Source organism: Rhizobium sp. 05N49, from assembly GCF_056396805.1.
Map to the genome: position 1 here is coordinate 219,838 of NZ_JBFTME010000001.1, position 19,583 is coordinate 239,420.

The 19,583-nt window shown below is 62.7% G+C and carries 20 protein-coding genes; 13 read left to right on the forward strand and 7 right to left on the reverse strand.

Translation table 11 applies throughout. The features are described 5' to 3' along the window. Positions 1–9 precede the first annotated feature (9 nt). A complete protein-coding gene (locus tag AC1DF8_RS01165) occupies positions 10–771 on the forward strand; it encodes a sulfite exporter TauE/SafE family protein (protein ID WP_477994674.1) in 762 nt (253 codons plus the stop codon). A 15-nt stretch (positions 772–786) separates the two neighbouring features. Here AC1DF8_RS01165 and AC1DF8_RS01170 read toward each other — a convergent pair whose 3' ends face one another. From AC1DF8_RS01170 to AC1DF8_RS01180, 3 genes are all read right to left on the reverse strand, one after another. Further along, positions 787–1,596 (reverse strand): pirin family protein, encoded by an 810-nt coding sequence (locus AC1DF8_RS01170; RefSeq protein ID WP_477994676.1) that lies wholly within the window; start codon positions 1,594–1,596, stop codon positions 787–789. 102 nt (positions 1,597–1,698) lie between these two features. Continuing rightward, positions 1,699–2,214 carry a P-loop nucleotide/nucleoside kinase family protein gene (locus AC1DF8_RS01175; protein ID WP_477994678.1) on the reverse strand — a complete coding sequence of 172 codons (516 nt, stop codon included), beginning with the start codon at positions 2,212–2,214 and terminating at the stop codon, positions 1,699–1,701. A 68-nt stretch (positions 2,215–2,282) separates the two neighbouring features. Beyond that, the gene (locus tag AC1DF8_RS01180; protein ID WP_112546921.1) at positions 2,283–2,849 is read right to left on the reverse strand and encodes a winged helix-turn-helix transcriptional regulator; all 567 of its coding nucleotides are present in this window, start codon (positions 2,847–2,849) and stop codon (positions 2,283–2,285) included. 285 nt (positions 2,850–3,134) lie between these two features. Here AC1DF8_RS01180 and AC1DF8_RS01185 point away from each other — a divergent pair, with 285 nt between their 5' ends. Continuing rightward, positions 3,135–3,971 carry a hypothetical protein gene (locus AC1DF8_RS01185; protein WP_477994681.1) on the forward strand — a complete coding sequence of 279 codons (837 nt, stop codon included), beginning with the start codon at positions 3,135–3,137 and terminating at the stop codon, positions 3,969–3,971. A gap of 36 nt (positions 3,972–4,007) precedes the next feature. Here the strand turns inward: AC1DF8_RS01185 and AC1DF8_RS01190 are convergent, their stop codons facing one another. Next, positions 4,008–4,484: an Lrp/AsnC family transcriptional regulator gene (locus tag AC1DF8_RS01190; protein ID WP_112969422.1), complete on the reverse strand. Its 477-nt coding sequence runs from the start codon at positions 4,482–4,484 to the stop codon at positions 4,008–4,010. Between the two features lie 102 nt (positions 4,485–4,586). On the opposite strand from AC1DF8_RS01190, the gene AC1DF8_RS01195 reads away from it, so the two are divergent. From AC1DF8_RS01195 to AC1DF8_RS01225, 7 genes are all read left to right on the forward strand, one after another. After that, positions 4,587–5,786 (forward strand): diaminopropionate ammonia-lyase, encoded by a 1,200-nt coding sequence (locus AC1DF8_RS01195; RefSeq protein WP_477994683.1) that lies wholly within the window; start codon positions 4,587–4,589, stop codon positions 5,784–5,786. Next, the gene (locus AC1DF8_RS01200; RefSeq protein WP_477994685.1) at positions 5,783–7,021 is read left to right on the forward strand and encodes an allantoate amidohydrolase; all 1,239 of its coding nucleotides are present in this window, start codon (positions 5,783–5,785) and stop codon (positions 7,019–7,021) included. The genes AC1DF8_RS01195 and AC1DF8_RS01200 overlap by 4 nt, the downstream gene beginning before the upstream one ends. Positions 7,022–7,023: 2 nt before the next feature. Further along, on the forward strand, positions 7,024–8,187 hold the full coding sequence (locus tag AC1DF8_RS01205) for a M20 aminoacylase family protein (protein ID WP_477994687.1): 1,164 nt from the start codon (positions 7,024–7,026) through the stop codon (positions 8,185–8,187). Between the two features lie 84 nt (positions 8,188–8,271). Further along, positions 8,272–9,240 carry an ABC transporter substrate-binding protein gene (locus tag AC1DF8_RS01210; RefSeq protein WP_477994689.1) on the forward strand — a complete coding sequence of 323 codons (969 nt, stop codon included), beginning with the start codon at positions 8,272–8,274 and terminating at the stop codon, positions 9,238–9,240. 19 nt (positions 9,241–9,259) lie between these two features. Next, the gene (locus AC1DF8_RS01215; RefSeq protein ID WP_477995051.1) at positions 9,260–10,264 is read left to right on the forward strand and encodes a FecCD family ABC transporter permease; all 1,005 of its coding nucleotides are present in this window, start codon (positions 9,260–9,262) and stop codon (positions 10,262–10,264) included. Beyond that, positions 10,261–11,295 (forward strand): FecCD family ABC transporter permease, encoded by a 1,035-nt coding sequence (locus AC1DF8_RS01220; protein ID WP_477994691.1) that lies wholly within the window; start codon positions 10,261–10,263, stop codon positions 11,293–11,295. Before AC1DF8_RS01215 ends, AC1DF8_RS01220 begins: the two co-directional genes overlap by 4 nt. Positions 11,296–11,303: 8 nt before the next feature. After that, positions 11,304–12,101, forward strand: coding sequence for an ABC transporter ATP-binding protein (locus AC1DF8_RS01225; protein ID WP_477994693.1), 798 nt, complete (start codon positions 11,304–11,306; stop codon positions 12,099–12,101). Here the strand turns inward: AC1DF8_RS01225 and AC1DF8_RS01230 are convergent. After that, complete coding sequence (locus tag AC1DF8_RS01230; protein WP_477994695.1) at positions 12,073–12,774, reverse strand: class I SAM-dependent methyltransferase; 702 nt, start codon at positions 12,772–12,774, stop codon at positions 12,073–12,075. The two genes, AC1DF8_RS01225 and AC1DF8_RS01230, sit on opposite strands and share 29 nt — an antisense overlap. Positions 12,775–12,939: 165 nt before the next feature. Here AC1DF8_RS01230 and AC1DF8_RS01235 point away from each other — a divergent pair, with 165 nt between their 5' ends. Together AC1DF8_RS01235 and AC1DF8_RS01240 are read left to right on the forward strand one after the other, a co-directional pair. Next, positions 12,940–14,448: an ATPase domain-containing protein gene (locus tag AC1DF8_RS01235; protein WP_477994697.1), complete on the forward strand. Its 1,509-nt coding sequence runs from the start codon at positions 12,940–12,942 to the stop codon at positions 14,446–14,448. Then, on the forward strand, positions 14,441–16,489 hold the full coding sequence (locus AC1DF8_RS01240; RefSeq protein WP_477995052.1) for an ATP-binding protein: 2,049 nt from the start codon (positions 14,441–14,443) through the stop codon (positions 16,487–16,489). The genes AC1DF8_RS01235 and AC1DF8_RS01240 overlap by 8 nt, the downstream gene beginning before the upstream one ends. Positions 16,490–16,553: 64 nt before the next feature. Here the strand turns inward: AC1DF8_RS01240 and AC1DF8_RS01245 are convergent, their stop codons facing one another. Further along, positions 16,554–16,931 (reverse strand): VOC family protein, encoded by a 378-nt coding sequence (locus tag AC1DF8_RS01245; RefSeq protein ID WP_018115203.1) that lies wholly within the window; start codon positions 16,929–16,931, stop codon positions 16,554–16,556. Positions 16,932–17,214: 283 nt separating this feature from the next. On the opposite strand from AC1DF8_RS01245, the gene AC1DF8_RS01250 reads away from it, so the two are divergent. After that, positions 17,215–18,204 (forward strand): SDR family oxidoreductase, encoded by a 990-nt coding sequence (locus AC1DF8_RS01250; RefSeq protein ID WP_477994699.1) that lies wholly within the window; start codon positions 17,215–17,217, stop codon positions 18,202–18,204. Between the two features lie 168 nt (positions 18,205–18,372). Here the strand turns inward: AC1DF8_RS01250 and AC1DF8_RS01255 are convergent, their stop codons facing one another. Next, entirely contained in the window at positions 18,373–19,245 is an 873-nt protein-coding gene (locus AC1DF8_RS01255) for a LysR family transcriptional regulator (RefSeq protein WP_477994701.1), read from the reverse strand. A gap of 100 nt (positions 19,246–19,345) precedes the next feature. On the opposite strand from AC1DF8_RS01255, the gene AC1DF8_RS01260 reads away from it, so the two are divergent. After that, positions 19,346–19,555 carry a DUF1127 domain-containing protein gene (locus AC1DF8_RS01260; protein WP_112546908.1) on the forward strand — a complete coding sequence of 70 codons (210 nt, stop codon included), beginning with the start codon at positions 19,346–19,348 and terminating at the stop codon, positions 19,553–19,555. The last annotated feature ends 28 nt before the right edge of the window (positions 19,556–19,583 follow it).

The following is a 19,583-nucleotide window of genomic DNA, read 5'->3' on the forward strand; positions in this document are numbered from 1 at the left end:
GGGCGGCCAATGACATCGGGCATCGTTTTACTGCTGTTTCTGTCAGGCGTCGCGGGTGGCGTGATCAATGCGCTCGCCGGCGGCGCGACATTGCTCACCTTCCCCGCCATGCTCGCAGCCGGCCTACCGCCCATTACCGCCAATGCCTCGAATGCGGTAGCGATCGTGCCGGGCCATCTGCTCGCCGTGCTTGCCGATCGCCGCAAGGTACTGCCACTCGACGCAAAACTCTGGTCGTCCGTGCTCGTCTGTCTCCTCGGCGGCGCCATCGGCGCGCTGCTGCTGCTCGCCTTGCCCGAACGGCTCTTCGTCCTGCCCGTTCCGGCCCTGATCGGCATTGCCACCCTGCTCTTCCTCTTCTCGCCGCGCATCGCCGCCTGGGCGGAAGCAAGACGCGGCGATGCCGAGCCCTCACGCGGCCTCGGCGTTTCCGTCCTCGGCCTCTCGTCGATCTATGGCGGCTTTTTCGGCGCCGGCCTCGGCGTCATCCTGACGGCGGTTCTCTCGATTGCCGACCCGGACGATATCCGCCGGGTGAAAGCCTTGAAAAACCTGCTTGCGACCTCGGTCAGCATGGCAGCCGTCGTCATCTTCATCGCCGAGCGCGCCGTCCGCTGGCCGGAGACCCTGACGATGCTGTCTGGCGCCCTGCTGGGCGGCTATCTCGGAGGCACCCTCGTGCGCGTGCTGCCGGCCATCGTGGTCCGCTGGTTCGTCATCGTCACCGGCGCTGCGATGACGATCGTCTACGCGGTCAAATACTGGAGCTGAGGCCCGTCGCTATCCTCACCCCAGCCGCCAGAACCGCTTCAACCCTTGCCACCGTTTCACGATACGGATCACGATGGGCGGCGGGATCTTTCTGGTGTCGGCCACCGTGCCATGCCGCGTGACAGGCGCTCGTGGATCGACCAGGAAGGCCACCATCACGCAGTCGCTCGCCGCCTCTGCCGTCAAAACTTCGTCCGACAGCAGCAGCCCCTGCTCGCCTTCGCCAAAGGCCTGCCCGCCGGCGAGAACCGCGCCGCTGAACACATAGAAATACAGCTCGCACCCCTGCTTATGGGGGAACTCCACCCGCATGCCCGCCCCCAGCCGGATATCGAAGAAGTCGATCCGGTTGCGAACGAAGAACGGCGCATCGCCGCCTTCCGGCCCGACAAGGTGCCGCCAGCAATTGGGCGCGCCGTCAGGCGCTGCCCCATACTGGATGCCGGGTTCGAGGTCGACTGCATCGGGCCGCACCAGGATCTGCAGCATGCGCAGCGGCGGATCGGAGGCCAGCGTCTCCTCGGAGTGCCAGAAGCCGCGGCCGGCATTCATGACCATCAGATGCCCGCTGTCGCATACCAGCCGGCCCCGCGCCCTGTCTTCATGGCGCATGACGCCTTCAGGCACCCAGGAGATGATTTCGTCGTTGCGATGCTCGTGCATGGCAACACGCCGGCCCGGATGCAGGATGGACTCGACCACCATCGCCAGCGGCCCGTGGCCATGGTCCCCAGGCTTAGGCTTTATCCATCCGGGCATGTTGACGTGCGCGACGAACCCTCCCGCGTCGCGCACAACGAAGGTCCGTTCGCCCTTGAGCAGCATCGCATCCTCCTTGCCTGCAGGCGGTGACGATACCGGTCCATTAGCGCCCGGATGCAGTTCAAGGTCAATGAAGCGGGCTCCTGGCGGGCGCAGGTCTCGCCTTTATTGCCGATGCTGGCCTCCTCCAAGCCTTGATATCAGTTCGGCAACCGCTTGGTCCGCACTCTGTTTCGCAGTGTCGATCACGATCGGGCTTGCGCCCCAATCCTCATAGTCGCGTGTGACGATCTCTTCCCAGCTCGGCTTTCTCAGCCCCGGAACATCGCTTGCACGCGTCTCCGCCCGTCGGCGATGCTCATCCCGGTCCGAGCAGACGATTTCGATCTCGATGGCCGGCACGCCCGATTTCGCCGCAACCGAAAGCCAGGCATCCCGGGTCACCTTCAGGGGATTGACCGAGTCCGCCACGACAATCTTGCCAAGCTTGAGATTGTCTTCGGCGAGCCCGTATCCGACCATGTAGCCTGCCGGGCCGACCTCCGATCTCAACGTGTCCGATGCCCGTATGGCCTGCTCGATCGTGTCGATACGCAGATGGACCGCCCCAAGCTCCCTCGCCAGGGCACGCGCAATCGTCGTCTTTCCCGACCCCGGCAAACCGCCGAAAATGATCAGCATGAATAGGCACCTCCCGCTTGCTGGTGAACCGCGTGAATTCGATCTTCGATCCCAATCGGGAACCGCGCCTACCTCGCAGGCTTCTGCGGTTGCCCATTCGTTGCCCCACCCGAGGCAGCAAGAATATCGTCCAAGGCCTGACGACGGTCCGCAGCGTGGGACAATCGCCAGCGAACGGCGTCATCCGCACCATCGCCTTCCCTGATCTCGAGATCCACCGGGCTCACAGCTTCGCCGGTTTTCTGATCGATGAAACCCCAGCGTATCTCAGCGCCCGTCTTGCGATTGACGAAGGTCATGGGCGGTCCCGAAGCACCTGACATGCCGAGGCTGTCGCCGATCTGGGCGAGCACCGGCATGATGGGCGCGATCTGCCAGCCCTTTCGGGTCAGGAGATATTCGAACCGTTCCGGGTTCACCTGATAGCGCCGCCGCTCGATGAGGCCATTGGCTTCCAGGTGCTTCAGCCGGTCACTGAGCGTCGCATTGGTGATGCCTGACGACTGGCGAAAATCCTCATAGCGGCTGAGACCGCAGACGAGATCGCGCAGGATCAGCAGCCCCCACCGATCGCCGATCGCCGCCATGACGCCGGCAATCGAGCACACCATTCCATCGAAACCCTTCGACCGCATCGGATCCTTTCCCGGCACCGGCGTTATTGCCGGCACCTCTCATCATGAGAGCCACACTAGTTTGCCGGAATGACCGTTTCAAGAAAGCTCGACAGCCACGTGGCCTGCGACAAACCGGACTGGCAAACTGCTTGCCGCACAGTAACTCTTATTATAAGAGTTATAAACATCATTGGCGAGTGACCCACTCCCATTGATCGCAGCCATGCGGGCCGATGCCCGATCGAGATCGAGCCGGATCGCTGCAACACATCACCGGTTTTGCCAAAACGGGAGGATCTCACATTGGCGCCGAACTCAACCCCAACCTCCATTACCCCGACGTTTGCATTCGCCGGCAGCGCGGCGGCAACAGCCCTCTGGTTCGCTGCCCTTGTCGCAATACCGGAGCTTCAGCGCTCGGACCTGTCCATCTTCGTCGCGCGCATCGCAGTCCATCTCATCGTGCTCGGCGGAACCTGGGCGGCATTGTCGCGCACCGCCTTCACCACGTCGGAGCGAACATGGACCTGGCTTGCGATCGCAGCTCCGCTGACCCTATGGCACGGCGCGGCCTGGATCATTGTCGCCGATGGCCTACTCCTGCCGGGAGCAATTTCAATCCCGTTGCTGCCGCTGATGATCGTCGTGCCGACGACGGTCGTCATCACGATCCTGTCGCGCTCGGACCGGATCGGTTTGCTGCTCGACGCCATGCCCGCCAGCTGGCTGATCGGCCTGCAGGCCTACAGGGTGATCGGCGGCCTGTTCTTCGCCAACTGGCTGGCCGGCACGGCGCCGGGCGTGTTTGCCCTTCCTGCCGGCACCGGTGACGTGATCACCGGGCTGATGGCCTTGCCGACAGCCGTATTGCTTGCAAGCGGCCGGCCAGGCAGCGCCCGGGCGGCTCTGTTCTGGAATCTCTTCGGCATGGCCGATCTCCTCGTCGCAGTCACGCTCGGCGCCCTCACGACGCCCGGCCCCCTGCAGCAGCTCGCCCTCGATCATCCCAACCTGACGACCGGGACCTACCCCACCGCCATCATTCCGGCCTTCACCGTGCCCACCTCTCTCGTCCTGCATGCGCTTTCACTGCGCCAATTGCTGAGGCGTACGCGGAATGCGGCTGCCCTTGCCGTGTGACGGCGAAATATCTCCGGGCTCGAAACCCGGAGCCCCTCAGACAGGAACGCCGAGGCCCACCTTGATCCTGTCCATGGCGACGAACGTGCGAAACCGCTTCACATTGTTGTTGCCGAAGAACAGGCGCCGCGTCAGCGCCTCGTAATCGGCCATCGAGGGCACGACGATGACGAGCACGAAGTCGGCCTCGCCGGTCACGTAATAACACTGCTGGATTTCCGGAGCGGCGGCGAATTCCCGCTTCGCCGCTTCGATCTGCTCGGCCGTTTCGCTGATGACCTCGATCTCGACGAAAATGGTGATTGCCTGCCCGACGGCGGCGGGATCGAGCACGGCGATATTGGCCCTTATCACGCCTTCCTCCGTCATCCGCTTGATACGCCGCTGCACTGACGGCGCCGAAAGGTTGACGGCCTCGCCGATCGTCCTTTGCGGCGTGGTGTTGTCGCGCTGGAGGATCTCGAGGATCTTGCGGTCGAAGGCATCGAGCGCTGATATCGAAGAGGCAGGCATGGGCATCCCTCATGAAACAAACTTGCAAAAACGTCCTTCAATATCAGCGCATTTTTCGCTCGCTCTGCAATATGATTCCATGCGGAAGCAAGCGAGGCCTTCATGTTCATTCTCAACACGACAAGCGATTATCGACATCCGCTCGAAGCGGCGGAYGCAGAGACACTGGGCACTACCGCTGCCGCTGCCGTCGAAGACCACCTGCGCTATCGCGACGACAATGCGCCAACGCCGCTCGTCTCCCTGCCCGCGCTTGCCGCCGCGTCAGGCGTTGCTGCGATCCATGTGAAGGATGAGGGAAAGCGGCTCGGGCTCGGCAGTTTCAAGGCGCTCGGCGGCGCCTATGCCGTCATCCGCCTCGTTCTGGAGGCAGCGGAAGCAAAGCTCGGACGCAAGGTCGAGATGGCAGACCTGCACTCCCCGGACCTGCGAAACCTCGCGGAGACCAGGACCTTCGCCTGCGCTACCGATGGCAATCACGGCCGCTCGGTCGCCCAGGGCGCCGCCCTTGTCGGCGCGCGCGCTGCAATTTTCGTCCATGCCGGCGTCAGCGACGAACGCGTCGCCGCAATCGCCCGCTTCGGCGCCGAGATGATCCGGGTCGATGGCAGCTATGACGATTCTGTCAGGGACGCCGCCCGCGTCGCAAAAGAACGCGGCTGGACCGTCGTGTCCGACACCTCCTGGCCCGGCTATGAGCGCATCCCCGGTCTCGTCATGCAGGGCTATACCGCGCTGGTGCGCGAAGCGCTGAAACAGATGCCGCAGCCGCCGACGCATGTCTTCATCCAGTCCGGCGTCGGCGGCATCGCCGCTGCGGTCGCCGGCCATCTGGCAATCGTGCTCGGCGCACAGCGTCCGGTCTTCACCGTCGTCGATCCCGCCCGCGCCGCCTGCCTGTTCGAAACCGCGCGCGCCGGCCGGCCCGTCACCATCGCCCATGGCGAACCGACGGTCATGGCGATGCTGGAATGCTACGAGCCCTCGCTTGTCGCCTGGCGCATCCTGTCACGCACCGCCGATGCTTTCATGACCGTCGAAGAGGAAGACGCGGTCTCCGTCATGCGCCGGCTTGCCGAGCCCTTGGATGGAGATCCTGCCATCGTCGCCGGCGAAAGCGGTGGTGTCGGCCTTGCCGGTCTCCTGAAAGCGCTCGCCGACCCTGCGGCGAAATCCGCCCTTTCCCTTGGCCCGGATTCGCGCATCTTCGTGGTGAACACGGAAGGCGCCACCGATCCCGGCCGGTATCAGGAGATCGTCGGACGCTCGCCGGATGCGGTCCTGTCGCGAGGTGCGGAATGAGCAAGACATCCATCGATGCATCGAGGCTCCTAGGCCGGCTTGCCGAACTCGGCGCGATCGGCCGCGATGCGGATGGCAGGCTGGTGCGCCTTGCCGCCTCCGACGCGGACAAACTCGGCCGCGATCGTCTCGTCGCCTGGATCGAAGCCGCCGGACTCGAGCTCGCCATCGACCGGATCGGCAATATCTTCGGTATCTGGGTGCCCGACGGCACGCAGGATCGCGCCCCGCTTCTGCTCGGCTCGCATATAGATACCGTCATCGACGCCGGTATCTATGACGGATGCTACGGCGTGCTCTCGGCCCTCGAAGTCATCGAAACGCTGAAGGCATCGGGCTTTGCGCCGTCCCGCCCCATCGCCGTAGCCGCCTTCACCAATGAGGAAGGCGTACGCTATGCGCCCGATATGATGGGCTCGCTCGTCTATGCCGGCGGGCTCGATGTGGAGATCGCGCTGGCAACCGCGGGAACGGACGGGTCACTACTCGGCGACGAGCTGAAGCGCATCGGCTATGCGGGCGACAGGAAACCGGGTTTCCTCACGCCGCATGCCTATATCGAACTCCATATCGAGCAGGGTCCGGTTCTGGAGCGCGAGGGTTTGTCCCTCGGCGCAGTCGAAAACCTGCAGGGCATTTCATGGCAGCGCGTGACGATCGAGGGCGACGCCAACCACGCCGGCACCACACCGATGACCATGCGGCGCGATGCCGGCCATGCGAGCGCCCGCGTCATCACCTTCCTGCGCGAGCGGGCAATGGCATCGAACACGCCGACGGTCGCGACCGTCGGCTGCATGGAATTCCAGCCGAACGCCATCAACGTCATCCCCTCGAAGGCGATTTTCACGGTCGACCTGCGCGATCCGGACGAGGACCGGCTGCGGGAGGAAGAGGCAGCCCTTGCCCGCTTCCTCGAAAGCCTGTCGGCCGAAGAGCAGGTCGCAATCTCCGTGCAGCGGCTTGCCCGCTTCGAGCCGGTCAAATTCGACGAGCGGATCGTCGCCGCGATCGAGACCGCCGCCCGAGCGCGCGCTCTGCCCTGCAGGCGCATGACCTCGGGTGCCGGCCACGATGCCCAGATGATCGCCCGCATCGCGCCATCGGCGATGATCTTCGTGCCGAGCAAGGGCGGCATCAGCCATAATCCCAGGGAATTCACCGAAAATGATGATCTTGTCGCCGGCGCCGACATCCTGCTCGATGTCGTCACCAGCCTGACGGAGGAGAAATGACAATGGATCTCGACCGACTGGCCGCCGACATGCGCGCATGGAGACGCCATCTCCATGCCTATCCGGAATTCGGCTTCGAGGAGAAGCAGACCTCGGCCTTCGTCGCCGAAAAGCTCCGCGAATTCGGCCTCGACGATGTCGCCGAAGGGATCGGCGGCACCGGTGTCGTCGGCACCCTTAAGCGCGGCAGCGGCAACCGCTCGATTGCGCTCAGAGCCGATATGGATGCGCTCCGCATCCCCGAACAGGCAGACCGGCCCCATGCTTCCCGCAATCCCGGCGTCATGCATGCCTGCGGCCATGACGGCCACACCGCCATGCTGCTCGGTGCGGCCAGAATGCTTGCCGAAGACGGCGGTTTCGACGGCACGGTGCGCTTCATCTTCCAGCCCGCGGAGGAATGGGGCAAGGGCGCGCTCGCCATGATCGAGGACGGGATTTTCGAACGCTTCCCCTTCGACGAGATCTACGGCATCCACAACCTGCCGGGCCTGCCCGTCGGCCATTTCCAGACGCGCCCGGGCGCCCTCATGTCGGCGGAAGACAATTTCGAGATCGTGCTCAAGGGCACCGGCGGCCATGCCGCCCGCCCGAATGCAACGAACGAAGTCCTGGTTGCCGCCTGCGCACTGGTCATGAACCTGCAGACCATCGTCTCGCGCCGCCTCGACCCCACCGATATCGGCGTCGTTTCCGTCACCGAACTCCTGACCGACGGCACCCGCAATGCCCTGCCCGGCCTTGCCCGCATCTTCGGCGACGCAAGGAGCTTCCACCCCGATGTCAGCGCCGAAATCGAAAAGCAGATGCGGGTGATCGCCGAAGGCACGGCGCTCACCTACAACCTCACCGCCGAACTCACCTACACACGGGAGTTCGTTCCTCTGCTGAACGACCCCGCCCTTGCCGAAGAGGCGCTCGCCGCCGCCCGCGACGTCTTCGATCCCGCCAGTATCGAGATCCGGAAGGAACCGATGACGGCATCGGAGGATTTCGCCCGTTTCCTTGGCCTGGCACCCGGCTGCTACGTCTTCCTCGGCAATGGCGAGGATTCCGCACCGCTGCACAATCCGACCTTCGATTTCAATGATGACGGACTGCTCCACGGTGCAAGGTTGCACGCGAGCATCGTCCGCCGCCGCCTTTCGCATGAGGACCGGAAATAATTGTCGGCGTCGGATCTAAAAGTGGATTGCAGAACTCTTCTTTAACGCCTAAAGCGACTCCGCCTAGTCTGTGGAGGATACGCAATGGCCACCAACGTCCGGAAATTCGCAACTCTCATCGGCCTCTTGTCCGCGATCGCGAGTGCCCCCGTGTTCGCTGATGATGGTAAGACCATCTCTGTAATCGACGACCGTGGCGTCACGGTCGAGGTTCCCGTCCAGCCCAAGCGGATCGCGGCAATTTCCTATTTCGCAGATGACGTCGCCCTCGCCCTCGGCATCAAGCCCGTGGCCAGCACCTACATGACAAAAGGGCGCGAGCCGGACTTTCTCCTCGGCATGACTGCCGGCATGAAGCAGATCGGCCAGCGGGCAAAACCCAATCTCGAGCTTCTGTCCGAAGCAAAGCCCGACCTGATCGTGGCTATCCGCCGCTACACGGTGGGCAACGCGCCGCAGCTTGAGAAGATCGCCCCCTATGTCGCCTACAATATGGAACTGCTTGATGGCAGCGATCGCGAGATCGCCGAGCTTTCGAAAATCCTCGGCAACCCGGAGCGCGGCGTTCAGTTGAACAAGCAATTCCGGGAGCATCTCGCGGACTATGCCGCCAAAGCCCCCAAGGATGTCCATCCTCGTTTCGCGATCATGTGGGGCGGCGAAACGCCGTTCGCGTTCCACACCGAAAACACCTCCGCTTCGATCCTGGCAGCCATTGGAGGCGACAATATCGCCGGCAACATGACGCCGGGTGGTGAGTTCGGCATCGATCTCAGCCTGGAAACCATGCTGGAGAAGGATCCGGAAGTCCTCTTCATCTACGATTCAGGTCCCGACCGGCCGCATGAAAACAACCCGATCTGGCAGGAATTGACTGCCGTGAAGAACAAGCGGGTGTTCTATGTCGGCGACCAGTGGGTCGAAACGAACGGCCCCATCGCGCGCGCGGTCGTGCTGCGCGAAGCGGCTCACTACCTCTATCCGGAGACGTTCCCGGCAGTCGACGTGCGGGCGGAAGCCGCCAAGATCATTCCGGCCGAAGCACAGAGATAACCGATTGATCGCGACGACGATGAACGCTCGCAAATCCTCTTTTGCCATTGGGTTCGTCGTCGCCGCGACACTGCTGATTGTGCTCGCTGGCTTGCTGCCGGGCGCAAAGATGCTCTCCTTCGATACCGTGCTGCGCGTGCTCTTTGCCCCGGATGCAAAGATCGACTCGATCCTCGTGTGGACCTTGAGATTGCCGCGCAGCCTTGCAGCCGCCGTCGCGGGCACCGGTCTTGCCGTGTCGGGCTATCTTCTGCAGTCGCTGACGCGCAATCCGCTCGCCGATCCCGGCATCACCGGCGTCACTGCGGGCGCGGTCGCGCCGATCGTCGGGTGCTTCGTTCTCCTGCCCTGGATCTCGTCTGCGTATTACCCCTTGGTTGGCCTCGCCGGCGGACTGGCTGCTGCTTCGGTCACCTTCTGGGTGGCCAGAGGCGGCAACGGACGCCCGCTGCACCTTGCGCTCGGCGGCGTCAGCGTTTCGCTCTTCCTTGGCGCCATCACGATCTATGTCCTGCTGCTCGCAGGGCCGCAGTCGACCGCCCTTCTCTTCTGGTTATCGGGAGGCTTCCAGGGCCGCACATGGTCGCACCTGGTCCATATGCTGCCGTGGATCGGCGTCGGCGTTGTCGGAGCCCTATTGCTGCACCGGGTCATCGCCATGTTTGCGCTGAGCGAGCACGCGGCCGCGGCCATGGGTCTGCAGCTCGACGTCTGGAAGCCGGTCCTGCTTATTCTCGCAATCTGTCCCGTGGCCGGCGTCGCTCCGGTGGCCGGCCCGGTCGCCTTCGTCGGCCTTGCCGCCCCGCACATCGCTCGTCTTATCAAGCCGCAGGGCACGATCTGGGAGATCGCGCTGACGGCGGCAACTGGAGCATTTATCGTGACCTGCGCGGATCTGGTTGCCCGAACGATCGCCATTCCCAAGGAATTGCCGGTCGGCATCATCACCGCGCTCCTTGGCGGGCCGGTCTTCGTCTACCTGATCCAGCGCGGCCGCCTCGACTTCCAGCGGGATGTCGCATGATCATGGCGTCCCCGGCACAGACCCGATCGGCCGCCTGGCTGCTGCCATCAGGCCTTGCGCTTGTCGTCCTGTCTCTCGTCACCGCGGTCTTTCTGGGCGTGGTGGATATTCCTGCCGCAGATATCGCCGCCGCCCTGAGCGGACACGGGTCCCCGGAAGCCCGTTCGATCATCATCGATATCCGCCTGCCGCGGATCGTCACCGGCATATTGGCGGGCATTCAGTTCGCCGTCGCGGGCCTCCTGCTGCAAACCATCACCCGGAACCCTCTTGCAGACCCTTCCCTGATGGGTGTCTCGCAGGGCGCGACGCTGACGGTGACGATATTCCTGCTGTTCACCGTCTATATTTTCGAACCGGGCTCGAACACGCTCGCCGAACTGCCGATCGCATGGCTGCCGGCGGCCGGCCTGGCCGGCGGTCTGGCGGCAGGCGGGATCATTTATCTGCTGGCCTTCCGGCTCGATCTCAGCCCTCTCCGGATCACCCTCTGCGGCATCGCGATCGGAGCGTTTCTGCATGCGCTCGCCATTGGATTGATCGCAGGCTGGGGTTCGGCGAGGATAGAAATCATTCTCGAATGGCTCTCGGGCAGTCTCTATGCCCGCACCTGGGATCACGCGCTCTTTCTCTTGCCGTTCACGATATCAGGCCTTGCCGTCCTGCCCTTGATCTATCGCCCACTGGTCCTGCTGCAGCTGGATGCCTCGGTCGCCGCTTCCTTCGGCCTTTCTTACCGCAGGCAATTCTCCCTGGTGCTTCTGGTGTCCTGCGCCCTTGCAGCAAGCGCGGTCGGCGCGGTCGGCCCCATCATCTTCATCGGGCTTGTCGTTCCCCACCTCGCCCGCTTCCTGGCCGGCCGCCACTTCCCGCTGGTCATTCCCCTGACGATCGTCCTCGGCGCGGTTCTCGTCACGCTCGGCGATCTCGTTGGCCGCCTCGTCGGGGGCGCCGAAGAAATCCCGATCGGCGTGGTCACCGCAATACTCGGCGTGCCCGTTCTTCTTGCCCTTCTCCGCAAAGTTCCCTGAGATCGCCCATGCCGCTGAGCTGTTCGCAACTATCTGTTTTCTACGGCCGCCGAAAGGCGCTCAGCGGGTTTCGCCTCTCCATGGAAAAAGGCGAAATCCGCGCGCTGATCGGCCCCAATGGCTCAGGCAAGAGCACCGCGCTGCAGGCGCTCGCCGGATTGATCAAACCGGCAGAAGGATCTGCCGCGATCGAGGATCTGTCGGTCGCGTCGATGTCACGGCGCGCCATCGCCAGGAAGCTTGCCTTCCTGCCGCAGCAGCCTTCGGCCCCTGACGAGATGACCATTGCGCAGCTCGTGCGCCAGGGCCGGTTTTCCCATGTCGGTCTGTTTCGCTCCTATGACGGCAGGGACGAAAAGGCCATCGAATGGGCGCTTGACAGCACCGGTCTGACGAGCATGGCAGACAGGGCGCTGCGGGAGCTGTCCGGCGGAGAGCGCCAGCGGGCATGGATATCGGCGGCCCTTGCGCAGGAAGCCGGCATCCTGCTTCTCGATGAACCGACCTCCTTCCTCGACATCGGCTATCAGGTGGAGATCCTCGATCTCATCCACCGCCTCAGCCGGGAAAAGGGCGTCACGATCGTCATGGCGATCCACGACATCAATCAGGCGATCGCCGTCAGCGACCGCATTTCACTTCTCGAGCGGGGAGAATTGCGTTTCGATGGTGAGCCGAGAGCGCTCGCAGAAAGCGGCCTGATCGAAAAAACGTTCCGGGTCAAAGGGCGGTTCGTCGAGGTTGATCCCGACAAGCCGCCGCATTTCGACGTCGAACTTACGCGATTTGCCCGTCCGGGCGCTTGACGAGCCGGAAGACGATCTTGGTCTGGGTGTAGTAATCCAGCGCATCGGCAAAATCGGGTGTCCAGCCATCCTCGACGAAGGGGATGAAACCGTCATATTCCAGCTTCCTGCCTGAAACCTGGAAGCCAGCCTTGGCAAATGCGCGTCCGTAGTCGGTGATCGAGCGATCCTGCACCACCGTGTTCGTCCGCTTGGCGACAAGCTCACGCCATTTCGGCCAAAGTGGATTGTCGGTATGGCACCCGGTCACCGCATAATAGACGCCACCCGGCTTGAGCGACTTCCAGATATCGGCAGCGTGCGCATCGATGTCCTCGACGAGGTAGATGACTTCGTGGCTGATCGCCAGATCGAATTCCTCCACCCATCCGTCAAGTGTTCCGCCGACCGCATGCTGTACAGGAAGGTTGCCCTTGAGCGCTTCGGCCTTGGCGACCGACTGCTCGGCGATATCGATGCCCAGCGCCTTGCGAAACGGGCGGATGGCATAGAGGTGCCGCAGCAGACCACCCTGATTGCAGCCGAAATCGAGAACGCTTTTTTCCGAAAGGTCACGCTCGGTGATGATGTCGATGAGGTGTCGCCAGATCGGCGCATGCCCATCCGCCATCCGATCTTCTGCGTCGGGATCGACATACCAGGTGGTTATGGTTTTGCGGACATCATTGCTCATTGTTTCTCCGACGCATTTCATTCGATGCGAGGTTCATAAAGCGGCGAAGACGGTATGAAAAGGTCGGTACCCACTCCGGCTCGAATGACGTTTCGCGCCAACGCTATCAGCAGCCTTGTTCCTCACACCTGCTGCCCTAATTCCCTGACTGATTTAGGAGACAGTATGGACCAAGTTTTGAGCAAGAAGGCGAAGACCGGGGTAGAAGGCCTGGACGATATATTGGTCGGCGGATTTACACGCCGGCATGTATTCCTGCTGGAAGGTTCGCCCGGCACTGGAAAGACCACGATTGCGCTGCAATTTTTGCTTGAAGGCGCGAACCTGAATGAGCGCTGTCTCTACATAAGTCTTTCCGAGACCGAGGAAGAGTTGCGCGACAGCGCAGCCTCGCATGGGATGGAACTTGGCGACGGCATCGAAATCTTCGAACTCGTGCCACCTGAAAGCCTGCTCGATGCCGACCAGCAGCAGAGCCTTCTCTATTCGTCGGACCTGGAACTGGGCGAAACCACCAAGCTGATCTTCGAGGCCTTCGAGCGGGTTAGGCCGCAAAGGGTCGTCATCGACAGCCTCTCGGAAATCAGGCTGCTCGCCCAAAGCTCGCTGCGCTATCGCCGGCAGATCCTTGCGCTGAAGCATTTCTTCTCTCGGTCGGACGCCACGGTTCTTCTCCTCGACGACATGACCTCGGACAATCTCGACAAGACCGTCCACAGCGTCGTTCACGGGGTGATCCATCTGGAGCAGCTGGCCCCCGATTACGGCTCGGAACGCCGCCGGCTGCGGGTCATCAAATATCGCGGCCAGTCCTTTCGCGGCGGCTACCATGATTTCGTCATCAAGACCGGCGGCGTCGCGGTGTTTCCGCGGCTGCGCGCAATCGAGCACAAGACGGGCTTTGACAGGACGACACTCTCGAGCGGCATTCAGGAATTCGATGATCTCCTGGGCGGTGGCCTCGAGCGCGGCTCAAGCACACTGCTGATCGGCCCGGCCGGCACCGGCAAGAGCCTGTTTGCCCTGCAATTCGTCGATGCGGCTGTCAAGCGCGGCGAAAAGGCCGCGATCTTCATCTTTGACGAAGAGCTAGGGCTGCTCTTCACGCGGACGAAATCGATGGGTATCGACCTCGAGAAGATGAGCGACGAAGGGCTGATCCATATCGAGCAACTGGATGCGGCCGAACTCTCCCCCGGGGAGTTTGCCCAGCGTGTCCGGGACCGGGTTGCAAGCTACGACGCCAAGACCGTCGTGATCGACAGCATCAACGGCTACCAGGCATCGATGCCGCAGGAAAACGCGCTTATCCTGCACATGCACGAGCTGCTTCAATATCTGAACCGCCAGGGAGCCAACACTTTCCTCACCGTTGCCCAGCATGGCCTCGTCGGCGACATGAAGTCACCCGTCGATGTCACCTATCTCGCCGACAGCGTGATCCTTCTGCGGTATTTCGAGGCGCTGGGAAAAGTGCGCCGGGCGATTTCCGTCGTCAAGAAACGAACCGGCAGGCATGAGGAGACCATACGGGAATTCCGGATCACGAGTACCGGGCTGACCTTGGGCGGGCCGCTTTCCGGCTTCCAGGGCGTGCTTCGCGGCGTTCCGACATTCGTCGGCGAAAAACAGCCGCTTCTTCAAATGCCAGAAGAGGACAGGGACAATTCCTAACTGGGACGCCATCGGCCTGATCCATGCCCCCATCGGGCGTGACGCGCAGATTGCCGCTTCGCTTCTGCAGGAAGCGGGTATTAAATCAAAAGCGGCGCCGGATCTTCCCTCCTTCGTCGAAAACCTCGATGACAATGTCGCCTTTGCCATTGCCACCGAGGAGGCGTTGCGATCAGCCGACCTTCGCGCCATCTCCGCCTGGATCGAGGAGCAGCCGAGCTGGTCAGACCTGCCGTTCATCATTCTGACCAACAGAGGCGGCGGTCCGGAGCGCAATCCCGCAGCCGCCAGGCTTTCCGAAGTCCTGGGTAATGTCAGCTTCATCGAGCGCCCGTTCCACGCAACCACCTTCATCAGCGTTGCCCGCTCCGCCATGCGCGGGCGGCGACGGCAGTTCGAGGCCCGCTCCCGCATGGAAGCCCTCGATGAAGGCGAGCGCCGGCTGCAGACCGCGCTGGAAGCCGGACGGCTGGGCGCATGGGAACTCGACCTTGCCTCAGGCGTGCTGACGACATCGACGACCTGCAAGGCCATTTTCGGCCGTCGCCCCGAGGAACCCTTCACCTATGACGATTTGCAGCGTTCCATTCACTCTGACGACAGGGAGCGCATGCAGGCCGCCGTGAGCAGGACCGTTGAAACCGGTGCGGACTATTCGATCGAATATCGCGCGGTCTGGAGGGATGGCTCTGTCCACTGGGCCGAAATCCGGGCACAGCTCTACCGGGACCGCTCCGGCAGGGGCATCAAGCTGGTCGGAGTCTCTGCCGATATCACCGCGCGGCTGAAGGCGGAGGAACATCAGCGCCAGATCAATGAAATACTGGAGGAAAGGGTCGCCGAGCGCACACGCGAACTCGAGCAGGCCCATGCCGTGGTCATGGCGGAAGTCAGCCAGCGCGAACGCGCCGAGGAGCAGCTTCGACAGGCCCAGAAGATGGAGGCGATCGGCCAGCTGACGGGCGGCGTGGCGCACGACTTCAACAATCTGCTGATGGCCGTCCTCGGCAATCTCGAACTGCTGCGCAAATATGTCGGAAACGATATCAGGGCCGCCCGCCTGATCGAGGGCGCCCTGCAGGGAGCAAAGCGCGGCGCCTCCCTCACCCAGAGACTGCTTGCCTTCGCCCGGCGGCAGGACCTGCACATCGATCCCGTCGACATGCGCACCCTCGTGCTCGGCATGACGGACCTGCTGAAGCGCTCCGTCGGCTCCACCATCATGATCGAAACCACGGTTCCCGATAATCTTCCCCTCGTCTCGGCCGATGCCAACCAGATCGAGCTCGCCCTCCTCAATCTCGCCGTCAACGCCCGCGACGCAATGCCGGACGGAGGCACGATCCGCATTGCGCTGAAGCAGGCGGAGCAGATTGCGGCAACCGATGAACTTGCCTCCGGCAGCTACGTCGTCCTGACCGTCGCCGACCAGGGCTACGGCATGGACAAGGAAACGCTGCAAAAGGCGATCGAACCGTTCTTTTCGACCAAGGAACTCGGAAAGGGAACAGGGCTCGGCCTCTCCATGATCCATGGCCTCGCCCTGCAATTGAAGGGCGACCTGAAACTGGAGAGCACGCCCGGCAAGGGCACGACGGCTGAACTCTGGATTCCCGTCTCCACATCGGCCAGCGTCCACGCCGAGCCTGATGAGGCAATGCCCACAGACGCGGACATGCTGTCGGGCCCGAAGCGCATATTGCTCGTCGACGACGACGTGCTGATCGCCATGAGTTCGGCCGATATGCTCACCGATCTCGGCCATGAGGTGGTCGAGGCCCACTCGGGCAAGGAAGCTCTCGAGTGCCTGGGCAGCGGCGCGGACTTCGATCTGATGATCACCGATTACTCCATGCCCGGCATGACCGGCGGAGACCTCGCCAAAGCCGCCCGCACGATCGCCCCCGGCCTGCCGATCCTCATCGCATCCGGCTATGCCGAACTCCCGCCCGGACTGGACCTCGACGTCGCCAAGCTCGGAAAGCCCTACACCCAGGATCAACTTGCGCAGGAGATCGGCAAGCTGATGGTCGCCCACTGAGCCGACGCGCATCTTGCGCACCGAATCCGGATGGCTCAATAGCCACCCGAATCCGATGTCGGGTTTAGATTACCTGTCCGACGTCGATACGGTTCCCGTCGATGTCTTCAAAGACGAAAGCACGCAGGCCATAATCCTTGTTCTGCAGGTTTTTGATGATCCTTGCGCCATGCTGCTTGCAAACCGCATGCAACGCATCGACATCGTCCACCAGCAAGTGGGCAACGTTGAAGTCCGCAGCCTTGTGAGTTTTCTGCAAGGTCAGATGCAGCTCGCCGCCATCCCGCTTCAGGATCATGAAACCGACGGGATTTCCATTTTCGAAGACTTTGTGAAAGCCGAGAACATTGGCGTAGAAGCCATAGGCTTTTTCCATGTCCTTGACGGGAATCATAGCGGCAATCCGACCGAAACGGACACCGTGATCAGCGATTTCATTCATCGCATAACCTCTACTTGCGAAGCCACGCTCACAGTTCAGACGGTGCTGGATCGATGTGAGGCGCTTCGATGTTGGAATGAGATGGACGGTGCCAACAGGAAAGATCTAGCGCGAAACCGCTTGCCTGAGAAGAGACAGGGCCCATCTCTTGCCTCGCCGCAGCGCGAAACCGTGCAGAACGCCTGCTGCGTCACCATGGCGGCCATTTTGCAGAAGACGTCCCATCTCTTTCGCGCTATGAAGATTATCGATAATCCCGCCCCATCCGACACGGAGATCCCTTATGGCTTTGAAGATCCTTTTCATCGGCGGCACCGGCCAGATTTCCTATCCCTGCGTCGAGCGCGCGGTCGCTGAGGGCCATCAGGTCAGCGTCTTCAACCGCGGCCTCAGAGGCGATCCGCTGCCCGCCGGCGTCACCTCCATCGTCGGCGAACTGGGATCATCGGCCTATGCCGATCTCGCAAAGGCCAATTACGACGTCGTCACCCAGTTCATCGCCTTCACGCCGGATCAGATCGCCCGCGATATCGAAATCTTCTCTGGCCATTGCGGCCAGTACATCTTCATCTCGTCGGCCTCGGTCTACGAAAAGCCGGCCCGCCATTACATCATCACCGAGGAGAAGACGCCGGCGATCAACCCGTACTGGCCCTACAGCCAGGCCAAGATCGCCTGCGAGGAACTGCTGAAGAAGGCGAACAATCTCCCCTGGACGATCGTGCGCCCCAGCCACACTGTGCGCACCGGCCTGCCCATCATGATGGGCGACAGCGATGTCATGGCGCGGCGCATGCTGGATGGAGAGCCGACCATCGTTGCCGGCGACGGCCACACGCCCTGGACGCTGACCCGCTCTGTCGATTTCGCCGTGCCCTTCGTCGGCCTCTTCGGCAAGCAGAAGGCCCTGCAGGACATCTTCCACATCACCAACGACCACGCCCACATCTGGGATCACATCCAGCAGGCGATCGCCCGCCTGCTCGGCGTCGAGGCGAAGATCGTGCACGTGCCGACGGATACGCTCGTCAAGTACAATCCCGAATGGATCGGCCCGCTGACCGGCGACAAGGCCTGGACCGCGATTTTCGATAATTCCAAGGTCAAGAGCGTGGCCGGCGACTTCACCTGCGCCCAAAGCCTGGACGAAATCCTGGCCGAACCGATCATGCACCTCAAGCAGCGTTTCGCGAAGGGCCGTCCGCCGAAAGGCGATTTCGACACCCTGATCGATCGTATCTGCGCAGAGCAGAGCGCTCTCGGCCAGGCCTGACTCTCTGGATTCCGGCGCCCGTCGACAGGCGCCGGGCGTCGTCTCATATCTGCGTCGAGCCGCCATCGACGCTCAGCGCGACACACCCGGAAGCCATATCGCTGGAAGCAGGAAACAACACGGGCCCTGCAACCTCATCGGCGAAATGGCCGCTTGGAAGCATCCCTGCTACGCCTCGACTGCGCGCAGGCATTTCATGACCTCGCGTAGCCCCCGCGTCAGATGTTTGTCGCGCCGGATCACCATGCCCAGCTGGCGCACGAGCGGCGGCTGGACGGCGGACGTCACGAACCGGCCCCGGTCGCGCTTCAGGGCAAGGCCGGGGAGTACCGACCATCCAAGCCCCGCGGAAATCAGCTCCTTGATCGCCTCGACGCTACCGAACTCCATCGCTGGTTCGCTCCTGAGGCCGGCAGCAGCGAACCAGTCGTCGGTCATGCGACGCGTATTGCCGCCGTCGTAGAGCATCATGATCTTGTCCTTGAAGAATTCGGGCGTCGGCCCGTCCTCCGGCATCGCGCTGCCCTTCGGCGCCACGGCGACCAGTTCATCCGCGTAGAAGGGCTCGATCTCGATGGAGCGGCCGGAAGCCGGCAGCGTGACGACGGCGATATCGAGCGCATTGGTTTCGAGATCGCGCACCATCTCGTCGGTATTGCCGACACGCACCACGATCTCCAGACCCGGCATGCGCTTCTTGGCGGCGGCAATCGCCCGCGGCAGCAGGTGGATCGAGGCCGTGCCGCCACTGCCGATCCGCACGCGCCCCACCGCCCCCTGCCTGTAGGGCGCCATCGCCTCCTCGGCCGCCGCACATTCGCCGACGATCCGGCGTGCGTGGGCAAGCAGTTCGACGCCCGCCGCCGAGGGCTGCGCCCGGCGCCCGACGCGCTCGATCAGCCGAACCCCCATCCGCTGTTCCAGAAGCTTGACCTGCAGGCTGACTGCCGGCTGCGTCAGCCCTGCCCTCTCGGCGGCAGCGGTGAAACTCCCGAGATCGACGACGCTGACAAAGGCGGCAAGCTGATCGAGATTCAGCATCAGAAGAATTCCTTATGGATTGCATAAAAACCATAAGCTTCCTTGCAGGCGTTCGCCAGTCCATTTTCAAGGCGCCCGAGATGAATACTGGAGATGCCCGATGGCGACTGACGTGGAACTGCCGATAACAATGGATCGCGCCCCGAGCGGCGGCATCGCCAGGCGCTGCCTGACGCGCCTTGCCCTCTATTTCAGCAAGCGCCGTGAGCGACAGGTCCTTTCCCATCTGTCCGATGATCAGCTTCGCGACATCGGCGTCAGCCCTTCCGAGGCGAGGAACGAGGTCAACAAATCATGGTTCTGGGGGTAGCGGTCGCGGTTTTGTCGCGCGGCCGGAC

Bases quoted from the DNA above. Each gene is read 5' to 3' on its own strand.
- AC1DF8_RS01165 (WP_477994674.1), top strand. From the start codon at position 10: ATGACATCGGGCATCGTTTTACTGCTGTTTCTGTCAGGCGTCGCGGGT.
- AC1DF8_RS01170 (WP_477994676.1), bottom strand. From the start codon at position 1,596: ATGCTGCTCAAGGGCGAACGGACCTTCGTTGTGCGCGACGCGGGAGGG.
- AC1DF8_RS01175 (WP_477994678.1), bottom strand. From the start codon at position 2,214: ATGCTGATCATTTTCGGCGGTTTGCCGGGGTCGGGAAAGACGACGATT.
- AC1DF8_RS01180 (WP_112546921.1), bottom strand. From the start codon at position 2,849: ATGCGGTCGAAGGGTTTCGATGGAATGGTGTGCTCGATTGCCGGCGTC.
- AC1DF8_RS01190 (WP_112969422.1), bottom strand. From the start codon at position 4,484: ATGCCTGCCTCTTCGATATCAGCGCTCGATGCCTTCGACCGCAAGATC.
- AC1DF8_RS01200 (WP_477994685.1), top strand. From the start codon at position 5,783: ATGAGCAAGACATCCATCGATGCATCGAGGCTCCTAGGCCGGCTTGCC.
- AC1DF8_RS01205 (WP_477994687.1), top strand. From the start codon at position 7,024: ATGGATCTCGACCGACTGGCCGCCGACATGCGCGCATGGAGACGCCAT.
- AC1DF8_RS01210 (WP_477994689.1), top strand. From the start codon at position 8,272: ATGGCCACCAACGTCCGGAAATTCGCAACTCTCATCGGCCTCTTGTCC.
- AC1DF8_RS01215 (WP_477995051.1), top strand. From the start codon at position 9,260: ATGAACGCTCGCAAATCCTCTTTTGCCATTGGGTTCGTCGTCGCCGCG.
- AC1DF8_RS01220 (WP_477994691.1), top strand. From the start codon at position 10,261: ATGATCATGGCGTCCCCGGCACAGACCCGATCGGCCGCCTGGCTGCTG.
- AC1DF8_RS01225 (WP_477994693.1), top strand. From the start codon at position 11,304: ATGCCGCTGAGCTGTTCGCAACTATCTGTTTTCTACGGCCGCCGAAAG.
- AC1DF8_RS01230 (WP_477994695.1), bottom strand. From the start codon at position 12,774: ATGAGCAATGATGTCCGCAAAACCATAACCACCTGGTATGTCGATCCC.
- AC1DF8_RS01235 (WP_477994697.1), top strand. From the start codon at position 12,940: ATGGACCAAGTTTTGAGCAAGAAGGCGAAGACCGGGGTAGAAGGCCTG.
- AC1DF8_RS01245 (WP_018115203.1), bottom strand. From the start codon at position 16,931: ATGAATGAAATCGCTGATCACGGTGTCCGTTTCGGTCGGATTGCCGCT.
- AC1DF8_RS01250 (WP_477994699.1), top strand. From the start codon at position 17,215: ATGGCTTTGAAGATCCTTTTCATCGGCGGCACCGGCCAGATTTCCTAT.
- AC1DF8_RS01255 (WP_477994701.1), bottom strand. From the start codon at position 19,245: ATGCTGAATCTCGATCAGCTTGCCGCCTTTGTCAGCGTCGTCGATCTC.
- AC1DF8_RS01260 (WP_112546908.1), top strand. From the start codon at position 19,346: ATGGCGACTGACGTGGAACTGCCGATAACAATGGATCGCGCCCCGAGC.